Source organism: Aerococcus sp. 1KP-2016 (assembly GCF_002252085.1).
Lineage (GTDB): Bacteria > Bacillota > Bacilli > Lactobacillales > Aerococcaceae > Aerococcus.
In genome coordinates this window covers 1-14,935 of record NZ_NEEY01000022.1, presented here as the reverse complement: position 1 = coordinate 14,935, position 14,935 = coordinate 1, and the positions used below count along the sequence as shown (strand labels likewise).

The 14,935-nt window shown below is 36.5% G+C and carries 16 protein-coding genes and 1 pseudogene; 12 read left to right on the top strand and 5 right to left on the bottom strand.

What is annotated here, in order from left to right:
• Window positions 1-57: 57 nt before the first annotated feature.
• Window positions 58-870, bottom strand: a complete 813-nt coding sequence (locus B9P78_RS05470) for an HAD family hydrolase (RefSeq protein WP_094518498.1) — start codon at window positions 868-870, stop codon at window positions 58-60.
• 151 nt (window positions 871-1,021) lie between these two features.
• On the opposite strand from B9P78_RS05470, the gene B9P78_RS05465 reads away from it, so the two are divergent.
• On the top strand, window positions 1,022-1,414 hold the full coding sequence (locus tag B9P78_RS05465; RefSeq protein WP_094518497.1) for a YccF domain-containing protein: 393 nt from the start codon (window positions 1,022-1,024) through the stop codon (window positions 1,412-1,414).
• 118 nt (window positions 1,415-1,532) lie between these two features.
• Here the strand turns inward: B9P78_RS05465 and ybaK are convergent, their stop codons facing one another.
• A complete protein-coding gene (ybaK, locus tag B9P78_RS05460; RefSeq protein ID WP_094518496.1) occupies window positions 1,533-2,018 on the bottom strand; it encodes a Cys-tRNA(Pro) deacylase in 486 nt (161 codons plus the stop codon).
• Between the two features lie 270 nt (window positions 2,019-2,288).
• On the opposite strand from ybaK, the gene B9P78_RS05455 reads away from it, so the two are divergent.
• A complete protein-coding gene (locus B9P78_RS05455; RefSeq protein ID WP_233487744.1) occupies window positions 2,289-4,508 on the top strand; it encodes an amino acid ABC transporter substrate-binding protein/permease in 2,220 nt (739 codons plus the stop codon).
• A gap of 108 nt (window positions 4,509-4,616) precedes the next feature.
• Here the strand turns inward: B9P78_RS05455 and B9P78_RS05450 are convergent, their stop codons facing one another.
• Window positions 4,617-5,576, bottom strand: a complete 960-nt coding sequence (locus B9P78_RS05450; protein WP_094518495.1) for a 2-hydroxyacid dehydrogenase — start codon at window positions 5,574-5,576, stop codon at window positions 4,617-4,619.
• A gap of 144 nt (window positions 5,577-5,720) precedes the next feature.
• On the opposite strand from B9P78_RS05450, the gene B9P78_RS05445 reads away from it, so the two are divergent.
• Window positions 5,721-5,999: a DUF503 domain-containing protein gene (locus B9P78_RS05445; RefSeq protein ID WP_233487743.1), complete on the top strand. Its 279-nt coding sequence runs from the start codon at window positions 5,721-5,723 to the stop codon at window positions 5,997-5,999.
• 1 nt (window position 6,000) lies between these two features.
• Here B9P78_RS05445 and B9P78_RS05440 read toward each other — a convergent pair whose 3' ends face one another.
• The gene (locus B9P78_RS05440) at window positions 6,001-6,441 is read right to left on the bottom strand and encodes a YaiI/YqxD family protein (RefSeq protein ID WP_094518494.1); all 441 of its coding nucleotides are present in this window, start codon (window positions 6,439-6,441) and stop codon (window positions 6,001-6,003) included.
• 109 nt (window positions 6,442-6,550) lie between these two features.
• On the opposite strand from B9P78_RS05440, the gene B9P78_RS05435 reads away from it, so the two are divergent.
• Window positions 6,551-7,270, top strand: a complete 720-nt coding sequence (locus tag B9P78_RS05435; RefSeq protein WP_233487742.1) for a PolC-type DNA polymerase III — start codon at window positions 6,551-6,553, stop codon at window positions 7,268-7,270.
• Between the two features lie 20 nt (window positions 7,271-7,290).
• On the top strand, window positions 7,291-7,491 hold the full coding sequence (locus B9P78_RS10200) for a hypothetical protein (protein ID WP_233487741.1): 201 nt from the start codon (window positions 7,291-7,293) through the stop codon (window positions 7,489-7,491).
• Between the two features lie 198 nt (window positions 7,492-7,689).
• Here the strand turns inward: B9P78_RS10200 and B9P78_RS05430 are convergent, their stop codons facing one another.
• Window positions 7,690-8,241 (bottom strand): hypothetical protein, encoded by a 552-nt coding sequence (locus B9P78_RS05430; protein ID WP_094518493.1) that lies wholly within the window; start codon window positions 8,239-8,241, stop codon window positions 7,690-7,692.
• Window positions 8,242-8,345: 104 nt separating this feature from the next.
• Here B9P78_RS05430 and tsaA point away from each other — a divergent pair, with 104 nt between their 5' ends.
• The 7 genes and pseudogenes from tsaA to B9P78_RS05400 all read left to right on the top strand — a co-directional run bounded on the left by tsaA (window position 8,346) and on the right by B9P78_RS05400 (window position 14,758).
• On the top strand, window positions 8,346-9,029 hold the full coding sequence (tsaA, locus tag B9P78_RS05425) for a tRNA (N6-threonylcarbamoyladenosine(37)-N6)-methyltransferase TrmO (protein WP_094518492.1): 684 nt from the start codon (window positions 8,346-8,348) through the stop codon (window positions 9,027-9,029).
• A gap of 11 nt (window positions 9,030-9,040) precedes the next feature.
• Window positions 9,041-9,940, top strand: coding sequence for a fumarylacetoacetate hydrolase family protein (locus B9P78_RS05420; protein WP_094518491.1), 900 nt, complete (start codon window positions 9,041-9,043; stop codon window positions 9,938-9,940).
• Between the two features lie 129 nt (window positions 9,941-10,069).
• Window positions 10,070-10,612, top strand: coding sequence for a LemA family protein (locus tag B9P78_RS05415; protein ID WP_094518490.1), 543 nt, complete (start codon window positions 10,070-10,072; stop codon window positions 10,610-10,612).
• Window positions 10,606-12,423 carry a DUF2207 domain-containing protein gene (locus B9P78_RS05410; RefSeq protein WP_094518489.1) on the top strand — a complete coding sequence of 606 codons (1,818 nt, stop codon included), beginning with the start codon at window positions 10,606-10,608 and terminating at the stop codon, window positions 12,421-12,423. The genes B9P78_RS05415 and B9P78_RS05410 overlap by 7 nt, the downstream gene beginning before the upstream one ends.
• Window positions 12,424-12,963: 540 nt before the next feature.
• Window positions 12,964-13,491 carry an undecaprenyl phosphate translocase family protein gene (locus tag B9P78_RS10550; RefSeq protein WP_255377085.1) on the top strand — a complete coding sequence of 176 codons (528 nt, stop codon included), beginning with the start codon at window positions 12,964-12,966 and terminating at the stop codon, window positions 13,489-13,491.
• Window positions 13,492-13,514: 23 nt separating this feature from the next.
• A complete protein-coding gene (locus B9P78_RS10545) occupies window positions 13,515-13,844 on the top strand; it encodes an undecaprenyl phosphate translocase family protein (RefSeq protein WP_255377084.1) in 330 nt (109 codons plus the stop codon).
• Window positions 13,845-13,975: 131 nt separating this feature from the next.
• Window positions 13,976-14,758: pseudogene (locus tag B9P78_RS05400) on the top strand (CHAD domain-containing protein).
• Window positions 14,759-14,935: the final 177 nt, after the last annotated feature.

The following is a 14,935-nucleotide window of genomic DNA, read 5'->3' as shown; positions in this document are numbered from 1 at the left end:
ATTCATCGATAATAAAAGAAAGCCAAGGACCGCAATCCTTGGCTTTTGTCGTTGTATCTAAGCTAATTTACCATCTAATACTTTTTGAATGATTTGTGCAACACCTTGATCATTGTTAGAAGGGGCTTGGAAGTTAGCATGTTGTTTAATATCTTCGTGTGCATTTGCCATTGCAAAGGAGTATTTTACAGTACTTAACATTTCAATATCATTGTAATTATCGCCAAATGCCATCATGTTGTCAGTAGGAATGTTGAATAGTTTTGAAAGTTCCTGCATGCCGCGACCTTTATCAATATTTTTATTCATAACATCGATCCATTCCTGGCCAGATGTTGTCACTGAAAATTGATCGCCCCAAGCTTCATTATAATAGGCATGATATTGTTCAACGGAATCTTTATCAGGAGTAAAAATAGTGAATTTATTGGCGACAGTATCGACATGATCAAAATTGTCGTAGTAGTGAATAATGGAATAGAAGTCTCGGTAAGTATTATCATACTGGTTATGGGCTTTTGGAATATATGCTGCATCTAGGCCACATAGAATGGGTATGCTGGAAAATTGTTTTTGATGAAGTGTATCATTCATTAATTGTTGGTAGCCATCCGTTGGAATAATTGAATTAAAGATTTGTTCCCCTTGATAGGTAATGGTTGCGCCATTATCAGAAACAAAAACGAGATCGTCAACCAAGTTTGGAAACATTGTTTGTAGCGTATATAGTGGTCTACCTGATGCTAAAGCCACTTTCACACCCTCAGATTTTAATGCTTGAACTTGGTCTTCAAAAACTTCAGGTGCTTTTCCTTGATCATTAAGTAGGGTGTAATCCATATCGATGGCGATTAATTGAATGTCTGTCATATAGGTCCTCCTGATTACTTCACTGGTATATATTTAGGTGCGTTTAGGCAAAATACGATAATTACAGCTAAAGTATGATGCCAATATCATCTCTTTCCTATATCATTATAAACATAATACATATGTTTTTGAAATGAAAGGGACGATATATATGGGTTGTTTAGGAAATATTATTTGGATGATAGCAGGCGGCATCATCTCTGCTATTTCATGGTTAGCTGTGGGTTGTTTATGGTGCTTAACTATTGTTGGTATTCCAATCGGTTTGCAATGCTTTAAAATGGCAGGATTGTCTTTCATGCCTTTTGGTAAAGACGTTGTTCGAGACCAAGATGGGTTAGGCAACTTCTTGTTAAATATTTTATGGATTCTGTTTGGTGGATTAGAACTAGCTATCATGCATCTATTTTTTGCAGCGATTCTAGCTATTACCATTATTGGTATACCGTTTGCTAAACAACAATTTAAATTAGCTATCCTATCCTTCACGCCTTTTGGTGCTCGAGTGGTGCCATCAGACACTGTATATATGGATATTCGTTAAGAAAAAAGGACTGAGTTTTTATATGCTCAGTCCTTTTTCAGTCAGTATGCTTCATTATTATGCGTATTTATTTACTTATTTGAGCTTTTGAAACATTAAACTACAAATAAACAAAATATTAATCCGTCATAATTGGGGCGTAGGATAAATCTTTGATGACATCTTTTAATGGTGCAACAGGTGCTTCCAATAAAAAGCCACGTTTACCTGCGGAGAAAGTAATGGATTCGTAGTTTAAAGCCGATTCATCGATTACAGTAACAAATTCTTTCTTCATGCCAATAGGAGAGCATCCGCCGTGGACGTATCCGGTTAAAGGTTCTAAATCTTTTTGCGGGATCATATGGACATTTTTTTCATTCACAGATTCAGCAGCTGCTTTTAAATCTAACTCTTTATTTACGGGAACTAAAAACACAAAATAATCTTTTGATTTACCCTGAGTAACCAATGTTTTAAATTGTTTGTTAGGGTCTATGCCTAAAGCAAGCGCAATATCTTCCCCATGGTTCACTTCATAGTCATCTGGTAATATTTTTTCTTCATATGCGATTTTATGTTGGTCTAAAATACGCATTACATTTGTCTTTTTCGCTTTTGCCATGCTTATACTCCTTGTCACGTATTCTATGTGCATAATATATGTAGTTATTGTAGCATTTTTTGCATGCTACCGAACATTTATTGTTTTTAAAAAATCAATTTGAAGATATTTTGACAAACAGTATGAAGATTTTTATATAAAAAGTGATTTGTGTTATAAAATCTAACACATTACGTGAAGTTTTCTTTTCTTTTTTATGAAAATGAGGGTATAATACAGCATATCTATTAAAAGATTATAATATACTGAGGAAAGATTAGAGGGAATTGTATGATTAAATTTAAAAAGCAATCATGGCTTATTTTTATTGCTAGTTTAATGACATTATTATTTACAGTTGCACCAAAAGTTGCCTTTGCAACAGAAACAGCGAGTAGTGATAAGACATATACAATCGCTACAGATACAACATTCGCCCCATTTGAGTTTCAAGATGAAAATGGCGACTTTGTAGGGATTGATGTTGATATCCTTGCTGCTATTGCTGAAGACCAAGATTTCAAATATGAATTGAAATCATTAGGTTTTGATGCAGCGGTTCAAGCCGTTGAATCAGGCCAAGCAGATGGTATGATCGCAGGTATGTCAATTACTGATGAACGTAAACAAACGTTTGATTTCACTACACCATACTATGAATCAGGAACGTCATTTGCTGTTTTAGACAGTTCTGATATTCAATCGTTAGAAGATTTAAAAGGCAAATCAGTTGCTGTTAAGACTGGTACGCAAGGTGCTACTTTAGCTGCTGAATTAGCTGATCAATATGGTTTTACAGTAAATACATTCGATGATTCGCCTAACATGTACCAAGATGTAGTTGCTGGGAACTCTGTAGCAGCTGTAGAAGATACACCAGTTATGGGTTACGCGATTTCTCAAGGTTTAGAGCTTCGTATGATTGGTGAGAAAATGAGTCCAGCACCTTATGGATTCGCAGTTTTAAAAGGACAAAATCCTGAGTTGGTTGAAATGTTTAATGCTGGTTTAGAAAACATTAAAGCTAACGGTAAATACGATGAAATTTTAGCAAAATATGGTGCAGAAGAAGGGCAATCATCTACTGCAGCAACAACAACTTCAGACAAAAAATATACAATCGCTACTGATACAACATTCGCACCATTTGAATTCCAAAATGCAGACGGAGAGTTTGTAGGGATTGATGTTGATATCTTGGCTGCTATCGCAGAAGACCAAGGTTTCGAATATGAATTGAAATCATTAGGTTTTGATGCAGCGGTTCAAGCCGTTGAATCAGGGCAAGCAGATGGTATGATTGCGGGTATGTCAATTACAGACGAACGTAAACAAACATTTGATTTTACTACACCATACTATGAATCAGGTACTTCATTCGCTGTCTTAGAAAATTCTGACGTACAATCATTAGAAGATTTAGAAGGTAAATCAGTTGCTGTTAAGACTGGTACACAAGGTGCCGAACTAGCAGCTGAATTAGCTGATCAATACGGTTTTACAGTAAATACATTTGATGATTCACCAAACATGTATCAAGACGTAGTTGCCGGTAACTCAGCAGCAGCTGTAGAAGATACACCAGTTATGGGTTATGCAATTTCTCAAGGTTTAGAACTTCGCATGATCGGTGAGAAAATGAGTCCAGCGCCTTATGGATTTGCTGTCTTAAAGGGACAAAATCCTGAATTAATTGAAATGTTCAATGCTGGTTTAGAAAACATTAAAGCTAACGGAACTTATGATGAAATCTTAGCAACATACGGTGCTGATGAAGGTCAATCTTCAGCAGCAGCTGAAAGTTCTTCATCTGAAACAACTAATGAAGCTGCAGCAGTTGAAAAAGATTCATTCTTTGAACAAATTACTAACAACTTCTCTGCATTGATGAAAGGTTTAGGCACAACAGTTTACTTAGCAATTATCTCATTGATTATTGCGACAATCGCTGGTATCTTCTTAGGCTTGATGCGTACAAGTGGTAACGCAGTCCTTTCTGGAATCGCTACTGTATACATCGACATCATGCGTGGGTTACCGCTATTGGTAATGTCATTCTTTATCTACTTTGGTATCCCTCAAATGTTCAATATTCAAATTTCTAGTATTGTTGCAGGTATCTTAACACTATCTCTAAATGCTGCAGCTTACATGGGTGAAATTGTCCGTGGTGGTATCCAAGCAATTGATTTAGGACAAACGGAAGCAGCTCGAAGCCTAGGTTTAACAAAAGCGCAAACAATGCGCCGAGTTATCTTGCCTCAAGCAGTAAAAGTGATGGTTCCTTCATTCATTAACCAATTCGTTATTACATTGAAAGATACTTCAATCTTATCAGTAATCGGTATTGTAGAATTAACACAAACGGGTCGTATCATTATCGCACGTACATACCAATCAGGTAGCATGTGGTTAATTATCGGTTTAATGTACATCATTATCATCACCATCTTGACGAAACTTTCAGATTACATTGAAAGAAGATACGTAAAAAATAAATCAACGATCTAAATCAGGATGTGAGAAAAAACGTTCAGCCCTTAACTAGGGGAGACGATAATAAAAATCCCTAAAGCGTTCGCATATGCAAATCGCTTTAGGGATTTTTTTGATATTCATTTACGCTTCTTGAACGATATTTTGAGGATTTCCTTCGATAAAGGCACGAGTATTTTCGAATGCAATTTCTGCTCGTAATACCATAGCTTCGTCTGATAAGAATCCAACATGAGGTGTTAAGATAGCATTTTTAGCGTGCAATAATGGATAATTTTCTGCCAAAGGAGGTTCACCATCAAATACGTCAATACCAGCACCAGCAATTTTACCATCATTCAATAAATCAGCAAGGGCTGCATTCTCAATAATTGGACCACGGGCTACATTAATAATGATGGCGGTTTCTTTCATTAAGGATAATTTTTCTCGATTCAACATGTGTTTCGTACCATCGTTTAGGGGTAAATGTACAGAAACGATATCTGCCGTTTTTAACAGCTCATCTAATTCAACGAATTCGATACCTGCTTGTTTCGCTTCAGCTTTTTCGGAGCGGTTATAGCCAATGAGTTTGGCCCCGAAAGCTTTAAATAATTTTGCTGTTTCAATACCAATGTTGCCAGTACCTACGATACCAACCGTTTTACCTTTGATTTCTAACCCTTGGAAAGGTCCAGGGAAATTTGTTTGACGGATGTCATTATTACCCTTAGAAATACCACGGTAAACATCTAAAGTTAACCCTAGCGCTAATTCTGCTACAGCAGTTGTTGCGTAACCTGAAGCGTTGGCAATGGCAATACCTTTATCTTTAGCAGCTTTACTATCAACATGATCGACCCCAGTGAAGGCAACATTGATCAATTTTGTCTTGTCTAACTTCTCAATCACTTCAGCAGGTAGTGGATTATTCGCAATCATCACGATATCTGCATCTTTGGCACGCTCGTATAATTCAGCTGGATCAGTTGTTTTTTCGGAATAATATGTAAATTCGTGCCCTGATGCTTTCAAGGGTTGTGCTAACGCCTCAATGCGGGATTCAGGAACGCGTAATGGTTCAAGTAATGCGATTTTCATGTAATCTTCCTTTCACTGCAAATTGTTCTATCAAAATGATTAGATACATTCACTATATATGAAGCGCCTGACAAATTCAAATGTTTGACTGTAAGGGCTTTTATGTCACAATATTTATAAATAGGAAAAGAAGGGTGGTTGCCAATGATGATTCTGTTGGGGATAGAAATTACCTTCATATTTGAAAGTAATTCTTTGAAAGACAAACGACGAATTATCCAAAGCTTGATGACAAAAATCAGTCGACAATACGGTGTTTCTATCGCTGAAACTGCAGACCATGATATTTTAAATCAAGCAACTTTGGGTTTAGGTATTGTCTCTAATAGCCATGTACATGCGGAAAAAATGTTACAGCAGGCGGTAGCTTATTGTGAAGATCATTATCCAATTGAAATCATTGCTATTAGTTGGTACGAGTAGACTAAGCTTGTTTGATAAGTTTCGTAAGGGCTACGACAAAGTTTTTGCGGTCTTCATCAGTAAAGGGTTTGGGTCCTTTGGTATGTAATTTATGCTTACGCATTTGTTGGCCCTCATAACGTTGCGCGAGTAAGCGGTCAATATTCCATTCGGTATAGACCATGCCTGACTGGTGGATGATGCTAGCTTTTGCCATAGCTAAAGAAGCCAATCCATAATCTTGGGTGACGAGAATATCCCCAGGTGCTAACAGAGATATAATTTTAAAATCAGCAGCATCAGCTCCTTGATCAACGTAAATTGTTTCGACAAATTCTGGGATATCTTTGTTGGAGTAGTGATCAATGGAGGTTACTAGGACAACCGGGATGCCGTAGCGGTTGGCCACTTGAATGGTTTCTTTTTTAGTGGGGCTACCATCCCCATCAATAAAAATTTTCATTTGTGAAATGTTCTCCTTTTGATATAGCACATGTGCTGTGCCTTATTTTTTGGTAAAATAGTGATATGTTATGCACGGTAAATATGCGGTGCGAGAGGAAGTGTATGTTATGGCCTATAGACAACAGAATAATCGCCGGCCACATCTTGGGAGATCTTTAATTGGCTTCCCTAAAGATTATGTTATGGTGGACATTGAGACCACTGGGTTGAAGCCGTACGAGGATGAAATTCTTGAATTATCGGCGATTCGAGTCCGAGATAATCAAATTGAACGGACATTTTCTAGTTTGATTCAACCGACTAGACCAATATCAAGTTTTATTACGCGCTTGACTGGGATTAGTAATTTTATGGTGGCTACAGCGCCTACCATGGATCAAGTTTTGCCAACTTTTCTAGATTTTATACGAGATGATATCATTGTCGGATACAATGTGAATTTTGACTTGGGCTTTATTTATGATACTGCTGTTAAATTATATAACTATCCCGTTCGTAATGACTATATAGATGTTTTGACGATGGCACGTAAATTGGTTCATGCGACTGAAAATCACAAGCTAGGCACCATGGCAAAATTTTACGAAATATCCTATGAGGGTGCCCACCGTGGATTAACTGACTGCTTTATCACAATCGAGGTCATGAATCATCTGCATCAAGATGCCCTGATTGAATATGGTAGTGAACAAGATTTTAAGCAATCTTTTTATCGTAAAACATATCCTAAGAAAGTCAATGTGGATGATTTAAAAGCTCAGACCACAGATTTTAATCCAGATCATCCTTTATTGATAAAATTGTGGTATTCTCTGGAGATTTGGTGAAAATGACGCGGGAATCTGCTATGCAAGCTGCATTAGACAAAGGGGCTAATCTTGGCAAATCAGTCACTTTGAAAACTGATTATTTAATCGTTTCACAAAAAGATTTGAATGCGAGCAAAAAATCTTCTAAGTTTAAAAAGGCGGAAGAATACGCTAATCGTGGTGAAAAAATAAAAATTATTGCTGAAAAAACATTCCTCATGTTATTGGACATGGACTAAATAAGTGAAAGGAAAAGGCTGGCCAAGTTAACTTTGGACCAGCCTTTTCTTGTTCAACACGGTTCTTGTCACACGCTATCAAAATGTGTTCAAAGAGGCAGATTTGACTGCGTTTCAGAAAAATCCTTAAATCCCAAAGTACGGGCTTTAAGTTCATTTTCTTCCAACGGTTCAAATCTGAGCGCCTCTTGTCACACTCTAGCCTTTAGGGCCATGTTTTTGGATGATATTGTCATATTTTACGACAAGTTCATGGCCTTTTTCAGTTGTAGTATAGGCTTTTAAAGGCATTTGAGGGTCTAAGTCTGCCTCTTCTATTTTACTTGCAACAAATTTGGTCAATTCATCTTTTTTCATAGCTGAGTAGCCACTTAGGCCAGCATTCTTCAAGATTTTTTTCAAGGTTCCAGTATTCACTAAATACAAAGCTTCTTTAGCTGTCATTTGGTAGGCATAGCCACTTTCGATTAGACGAGTTAAATCCGTGTTTGCATCAATGCCGTAAATATACTCAAAATAACGAGGAATGGCTGAGTCAGTTGTAAATGTGCCAAGATCTAACCGCCAAAGTAGAATAATATGTCCAGGAAGTAGGCCATCTTCATTGCGCTCCATATTTCGTTTAGGAACCAAGTGTTCTTTTTGTACGTCTAGTTTTGCCATAAATGTATCGACATCACGGTCAGGATTAATGTAAGGCATTTCAGGATAATCCTGATATAAACGTTCAACTCTTTTTAAATCAGTCATAGTAACTCCTTAAAATAATTATGTCTTTCTTATAGTATAAGTTGCAAAAGGGATTAAAACAAGTTTACACTAAGGATAACGAAAGACTTTAAAGGAGGCATTCCATGGAAATTCAACCAATCGGTACCATCCATACAGCGTTTACAGAAAAATTTGGTATTCCAAGACAGAGCATGATTGTGAAAGCAGCAAAGGGTGTGATTCATTTTGAACCACCATATGACCAAGCTGAATATTTCAAGGGCATCGAAGAATTTTCGCATTTGTGGATTTTATGGCACTTTTCAGAACAAAAGGGTCGTCCGACAAAAGCTACCGTTCGTCCACCGCGTCTGGGAGGAAATGTTCGCGTGGGTGTGTTTGCGTCTCGGTCACCATACCGTCCGAATCAAATCGCTATGTCTTCAGTTAAATTAGATGCAGTCCATACTGACGAAAGTGGTAAAGTTTCCTTGGAAATTTCAGGAGTAGACATGCTCGATGGGACACCAATTTTTGATGTTAAACCATATATCAAGACGGATATTCATGAAGATGCAAAATCAGGCTTTGTTGATGCAGTTGATTGGACACAACTTGATGTTGAAATTTCTGATGAATTGATGCAACAAGTTCCTGAATATTTGAGGGATCAATTAATCGAAGTATTAGCGCAAGACCCACGACCACGAACCCAAACAGATGTTAATCGAATGTACGGTATGCGTTTTGGTGATTTCGATATTCATTTTAAAGTAAATACGGGCATTTTAAAGGTGATCAAAATTACGAGTCATGGTCACGACTAGGAGGTCATGGAATGAAGATTTTGCAATACTATTTAATAGAGGATACTGATAGAATCCGTGTGGGCATATATACAAAATTAGGGATTATTGACCTAGGTGATGCCAGTGAAACCTTAGGTGTATACATACCTAATCATCTTAAAACAATCATGCATGGCGATTTTCAAGTGCAATTAGAAGAGATTGAAAATTATTATTTACATCATCCTCATGAAGTTACTTTTTTAGATGAAATAGATATTATTTATGCGCCTATTGTAAGTCACCCAGAAAAAATTGTTTGTGTTGGTTTGAATTACCATGAGCATGTGAATGAAAGTGGATTAGGGGACGACCCAAAAGAACCCATCCTATTTTCAAAATTTAACAACGCATTAGCAGCCAATGAACAAGTGATTCCCTTAACTGGACATGGAGAGCAATACGATTATGAAGGTGAATTGGTGGTAGTCATTGGTAAATCAGGGAAAAATATTGATCCCGAAGATGCCTTAAATTATGTGTTTGGCTACTCAATTGGGAACGATGTTTCAGTACGTGATTTACAATTTAAATCAGGGCAATGGCTGATTGGTAAAACGAATGATTTTTCAGCACCAGTTGGCCCCTATATTACAACTAAGGATAAGATTGATGTTCAAAATTTGACTATTCAAACCCTGCGTAATGGGTTGCTAGTTCAATCGGCTAACACTAGCCAGATGATTTTTGATGTAGCGACAATAATTGCCTATGTTTCAAAATTTATGACTTTACAAGTGGGAGATCTTATCTTGACAGGTACTCCTTCAGGCGTTGTACTTGGTTATGATGAAAATCAACAGGATTGGCTAAATTCAGGTGATGAAATTGTGGTTTCAATTGAAGGATTAGGTAGCTTAACCAATACTTTTGAAATTGTAGCAGATTAATATATTGAAAAGGTTGGGAAGGTAAATTCCTAACCTTTTTTGTTGTACAGGTGTAAGCGTTGTATTGTTTTGTTGAAAATAATATTTGAGGTATAATGAATGCAATATAAAAGAAGGAGTTGTTTTAATATGGTTTGGCTTATTATTATCGCTATTATCGCAGTAATTATTTTTTGGGGAATCGGGGCTTACAATAAATTTGTTCAAGCGAAGGAAATGGTTTCAAATGCCATGGCACAAATTGCTGCGCAAGTTGAATCTCGTTGGGATGCATTAACAAATTTAATCTCAGCAACAAAGCAATATCAATCACATGAGTATGAAACGTTAACAAAAATTGTAGAGGCTCGTTCAAACGTATCGAAAGATTCAACTGTAAAAGACGTTGAAAAAGATGATGCAGCATTCAATCAAGCAATGAAAGCAATCAATGTAGTAGTTGAACAGTACCCTAATTTAAAAGCTTCAGAAGTATACCAATCAACGATGAACTCAGTAAATACCTACGAAAATAACGTTCGTCAATCACGTATGGTTTTCAATGATACAGTTACTAAATACAACCGTTTAATCAAGACATTCCCGAATTCTGTTATTGCTGGCTTTACAGGATTCCAACCAGCGGATTACTTCGAAAATTCAGCAGAAAAAGCGGAGATGCCACAATGGTAAAAAAACATCAAAAAGCTATTACTTTGCTAATAGCCTTTGGTGCTTTACTGTTATTTTGGGTGAATCCCCAATCAGTCTTTGCGAATGAAATTAATGCCATTGACGTCAACGTGCAATTACAAGCCGATGGTTCCGCATTGATCACAGAAAAATGGGATATGAGTATTGATCAGGGTACAGAAGTCTATAAAGGCCTTAATCTTGAAGATGTGCAAGAAATTTCAGATTATACCGTGTCTATGGATGGACAAGCTTTCACATATAATGATTCTTGGAATATTGATGATTCCTTTGATCAGAAAGCTGGTACTTACGGTCAAAATACCAACGAACTAAATTGGGGAATTACATCATATGGTAATCACGTATATACCGTATCCTACAAAATTTCTAATTTCATCACCCAAACATCGACAGATCAAATGGTCTATTGGCAATTTATTAATTCAGATTTATCTCCGGCACCTCAATCCGTTACCGTAAATATTTCTAGTGACACACAGAAAATGAATTATGAAGATAATCGTATTTGGGGTTTTGGTTTTGAAGGAAAAGTAGATATCAATGATGAAGGGGTAGTTACTGCAGTTAGTTCAGCGCCCTTAACTGAAGAGAATTATGTAACGATTCTTCTTCGAATACCGAATGCAAGCTATCCAACCGCATTTGTTATTGAAGATCGTAGCTTTGATTCATTTGTTGAGCAAGCATTTGAGGGTTCTTCATATAATTATGAAGATTACGATCCAAATGCTACTTACGAAGATTTACAAGAGATGGATGGTGCGACAGGTGCAGACACTTCCATCCCAACTTCTACTAAAATCATCTTCGGCACTATTGCTGCCGGAGCCATTGGTGCATTAGGTGCTGGGACGTTTGCTTTTGGTAAGTATTTATCTCAACAAAAGAAATATCGGGCGTATTATCCATCCTTAAAAGAAATGGAAAAAAGAACAGATGGCCAGTATTACCGCCAAGCACCTACAGAAAATGTATTCCAAACCTATGCCATCATGGACCAATTAATCGACAGTGACGATGATTTGAGGCAAAATTACATTACTGCTAGTATCCTATACTTAGTAAAACATGGATACATCGCAATTAGAGAAGAAGAAGTGAAAGGATTACTCCGTAAACAAGATCAGGCGATAATTTACATTCAAAAAGCCGATGATCCGGATGTACCTGCAGCGAATTTACTACAATTAATGCGTCATGTTGCGGATAAGAATGGTCGTGTGACCCAATCAGGATTTGCCAAATATGTAGAAAAAAATTATAAACAAATCGAAGTATTTGAACGTGAATTAACAGATTATTCAATGCATTATTTACAAATGAATGGCTTTGTAGCGCAAGGCATTAAAGCAAAATCAGCAAAAGAAAAAACGGATTTTGACATAGCCCAAGAAGTTGCGGATGTGCCATACACAGAAAAAGGATTTGAATTACGAGACAATCTTGTGAAATTCAAAAATTATCTGAAAGATTTTTCGTTATTGAATGAACGTTCAACAACGGAAGTTGCCTTGTGGGATGAATTGATGATTTATGCAGGAGCATTTGGTATTGCAGATGAAGTAGAGGCTGAATTCAAGAAAATTTATCCTGAATATACTGAAGTATCCACTTACTCAAATGTACCTTTCTTCTACTACGCTTACTTTGGCTCTATGATGAACCGCTCCTATTCAGATGGACATACGGCAGCAACTGCTGCTGCATCATCTGGTGGCGGAGGTTTCTCTAGCCTTGGTGGTGGTGGCGGTTCTTTCGGTGGTGGCGGAGGCGGAGGCATTCGCTAACCACTAGCCTAATGTTTATCATTCTATTGAATACAAATATTGTTCTAAAACAGCCAGGTAAAAATTATCTGGCTGTTTTTTCACAAATATTCAATTTAGCTTTCCGAAATTCTACAAAAACTTACATTGTAATATCATTATTCTTAATAAGCGTTGTGTACGCCTTTTACTTTGGAAAAATTCTTATAAATTTTTATTGAAATATATCATGGGAACAGGTTAAAGGACTGAAAGTGTAGTTCTTTAGCCGTGAAAGAGGATGAAATCGCGACATTGGCTCGATTTCAAATTGAAAGACTTTGGCTTTCAATGGTCCCACGGCTCACAAGGAACGTACACTGTAAGGATGAAAAATCTATGATTTTAATTTTTTGTCCCAGCCACTTTTTGCCAATTTAATATTGGTGAAGGATTTAAGATATTTTTAAATTGTTTAAAATGAATCTTGGACTAAAGATTGATACAATGAATGGAGTAATTGTGTATACTTTTAAGGTAAATGCACTTTATAAACAAATTTTTTATAAATGAGGGAGAAATATGAATAACAAAAAAACATCTGGCTTATCAGCAGATTGGTTTATCCGCGTACTTAAAGGGGCGGCAGTAGGGATAGGTGGTATTTTACCAGGTTTATCAGGTGGTGTTTTAGCCGTAATCTTTGGATTGTACGATCAAATTATTAACTTTTTGGCTAATCCTTTTAAAGCATTTTGGAAAAATATTCGTTACTTCCTTCCTGTAGGTATTGGTTTTGCTATTGGTATTTTGATATTTTCAATCTTTGTTGAAAAAGCTTTTGGTCAATATGCAGCCATTTTTATCACCTTATTTATTGGTTTTGTTATTGGCACACTACCATCACTATTTAAAACTGCTGGGGAACACGGTCGTAATACCTCAGATTGGCTTGTGCTGACTATCACTGCAATTGTTATTTTCTGCATTATGTTCTTTGGTGATCAAGTCGTTACCCAAGTCCAACCTTCTGTTATTGCATGGTTCTTCTCAGGTGCTTTAATTGGTTTAGGCGTTATTGTGCCAGGTATGAGCCAAGTAATTTCCTAATTTACTTTGGTTTATACGATAAGATGGCAGCTGGAATTGCAGCATTAGATTTTTCTGTCATTATTCCATTAGGTTTGGGTGGATTACTATGTGTGTTAGGTTTAGCTAAAGGAGCAGAATGGGCTTTTAACCATTATTATGCAAAAATGTATCATTTTATTTTGGGTACTGTCATTGGTTCATCTATTGCTTTATTCCCAACACAAGTATTTCCAAGTTTCTCAACTGAAGGATTAGCCACATCAGGATTGTCGTTTACAACAACGCTCATCTGGTGTCTTGTTGCTTTAGTAATAGGTACAATTTTTTCTTACCAATTTTCAAAATTTGAAGAAACAGTCGAAAGAGATTAAATTCACCTTTTAGTAGGATAGGCGCATGCCTGTCCTTTTTTTACAAAATTTATTTATGTAATTATTTTACTAATGAGCTAGCGATCCTTATAATATAGGTTAATACTAAGCCACAAGTTGAGGAGGGCATTATGACGAATCGTAAGCAAGTATTCCAAGTACAAATTCTTAAAATTAAGGAATTATACCAACATTATCAGAATAATCCTTTTAGCCCAACGATTGTACACGATTTACGCGTAGCTATTCGTGCGCTCCGAGCTTTGGTGCATTTCGTGAAGAAAAGAATTTCAGTTGAAGAATATGAACAAATCAATCAAAGTCTAGGGGAAGCTGCACAGATGCTCGGTCCCTTACGTGAATTGGATGTTTTAGATCAGTATTGTAGCCAATATGCAATAGCACATCCTTCTAAGTCAGAGACTTATTACCAATTGTTTAATACCTTTGCTAAAGATAGACGCGTGGAAATGAATCGTACCTTTAATAAAACGAATCAGGCTAAAATGAAGCATGCGATTGATTTGAGTAAAAATTGATTAACAATGGATTTATTCAGTAATAAAAAAGATTGGCGAACATACACAGCTAAGCGTATGCAAAAAAGTGAAGCTAATTTAACAAAAGCAATAGAAACTGCAGATTTGAGCGACTATCAAATTGTGCATAGTATCCGTAAGCAAGCAAAAAAATTGAAGTATGCAGCGCATTATTTTAACCCAACAGTGAAGAAAAATCTGCGGAAATTCGAATTGCAAGCCGGTGAAATACAATCTAAATTCGGAGAGATAACCGATAATCATGTGAATTATCAACTCTTAACGGATTATGCAGATCGCGTAAGTGAACCTGATTTACAATCACTATTACTCGCTATTCGTGACGATATACCATTTGATCATACATCAGCATAAGAAAAAGGGGGTTGGGACATGATATGCTCCCCCTAAAGTAGACACTTAAAAAAGTAAATCTACTTTAGGGGGAGTTTTTTTGCGTTCCAAATAGTAAACATACAGTATCTGAATTAGAATATTTTATTAAATTATATTTACAGGAAGGCGTAAGTATCAGTGAGTTGCAAGAAACCT

Excerpts from the sequence above, each read along its gene's own strand:
- B9P78_RS05470 (WP_094518498.1), bottom strand. The coding sequence starts at position 870 with ATGACAGACATTCAATTAATCGCCATCGATATGGATTACACCCTACTT.
- B9P78_RS05465 (WP_094518497.1), top strand. The coding sequence starts at position 1,022 with ATGGGTTGTTTAGGAAATATTATTTGGATGATAGCAGGCGGCATCATC.
- ybaK (WP_094518496.1), bottom strand. The coding sequence starts at position 2,018 with ATGGCAAAAGCGAAAAAGACAAATGTAATGCGTATTTTAGACCAACAT.
- B9P78_RS05455 (WP_233487744.1), top strand. The coding sequence starts at position 2,289 with ATGATTAAATTTAAAAAGCAATCATGGCTTATTTTTATTGCTAGTTTA.
- B9P78_RS05450 (WP_094518495.1), bottom strand. The coding sequence starts at position 5,576 with ATGAAAATCGCATTACTTGAACCATTACGCGTTCCTGAATCCCGCATT.
- B9P78_RS05445 (WP_233487743.1), top strand. The coding sequence starts at position 5,721 with ATGATGATTCTGTTGGGGATAGAAATTACCTTCATATTTGAAAGTAAT.
- B9P78_RS05440 (WP_094518494.1), bottom strand. The coding sequence starts at position 6,441 with ATGAAAATTTTTATTGATGGGGATGGTAGCCCCACTAAAAAAGAAACC.
- B9P78_RS05435 (WP_233487742.1), top strand. The coding sequence starts at position 6,551 with ATGGCCTATAGACAACAGAATAATCGCCGGCCACATCTTGGGAGATCT.
- B9P78_RS10200 (WP_233487741.1), top strand. The coding sequence starts at position 7,291 with ATGCAAGCTGCATTAGACAAAGGGGCTAATCTTGGCAAATCAGTCACT.
- B9P78_RS05430 (WP_094518493.1), bottom strand. The coding sequence starts at position 8,241 with ATGACTGATTTAAAAAGAGTTGAACGTTTATATCAGGATTATCCTGAA.
- tsaA (WP_094518492.1), top strand. The coding sequence starts at position 8,346 with ATGGAAATTCAACCAATCGGTACCATCCATACAGCGTTTACAGAAAAA.
- B9P78_RS05420 (WP_094518491.1), top strand. The coding sequence starts at position 9,041 with ATGAAGATTTTGCAATACTATTTAATAGAGGATACTGATAGAATCCGT.
- B9P78_RS05415 (WP_094518490.1), top strand. The coding sequence starts at position 10,070 with ATGGTTTGGCTTATTATTATCGCTATTATCGCAGTAATTATTTTTTGG.
- B9P78_RS05410 (WP_094518489.1), top strand. The coding sequence starts at position 10,606 with ATGGTAAAAAAACATCAAAAAGCTATTACTTTGCTAATAGCCTTTGGT.
- B9P78_RS10550 (WP_255377085.1), top strand. The coding sequence starts at position 12,964 with ATGAATAACAAAAAAACATCTGGCTTATCAGCAGATTGGTTTATCCGC.
- B9P78_RS10545 (WP_255377084.1), top strand. The coding sequence starts at position 13,515 with ATGGCAGCTGGAATTGCAGCATTAGATTTTTCTGTCATTATTCCATTA.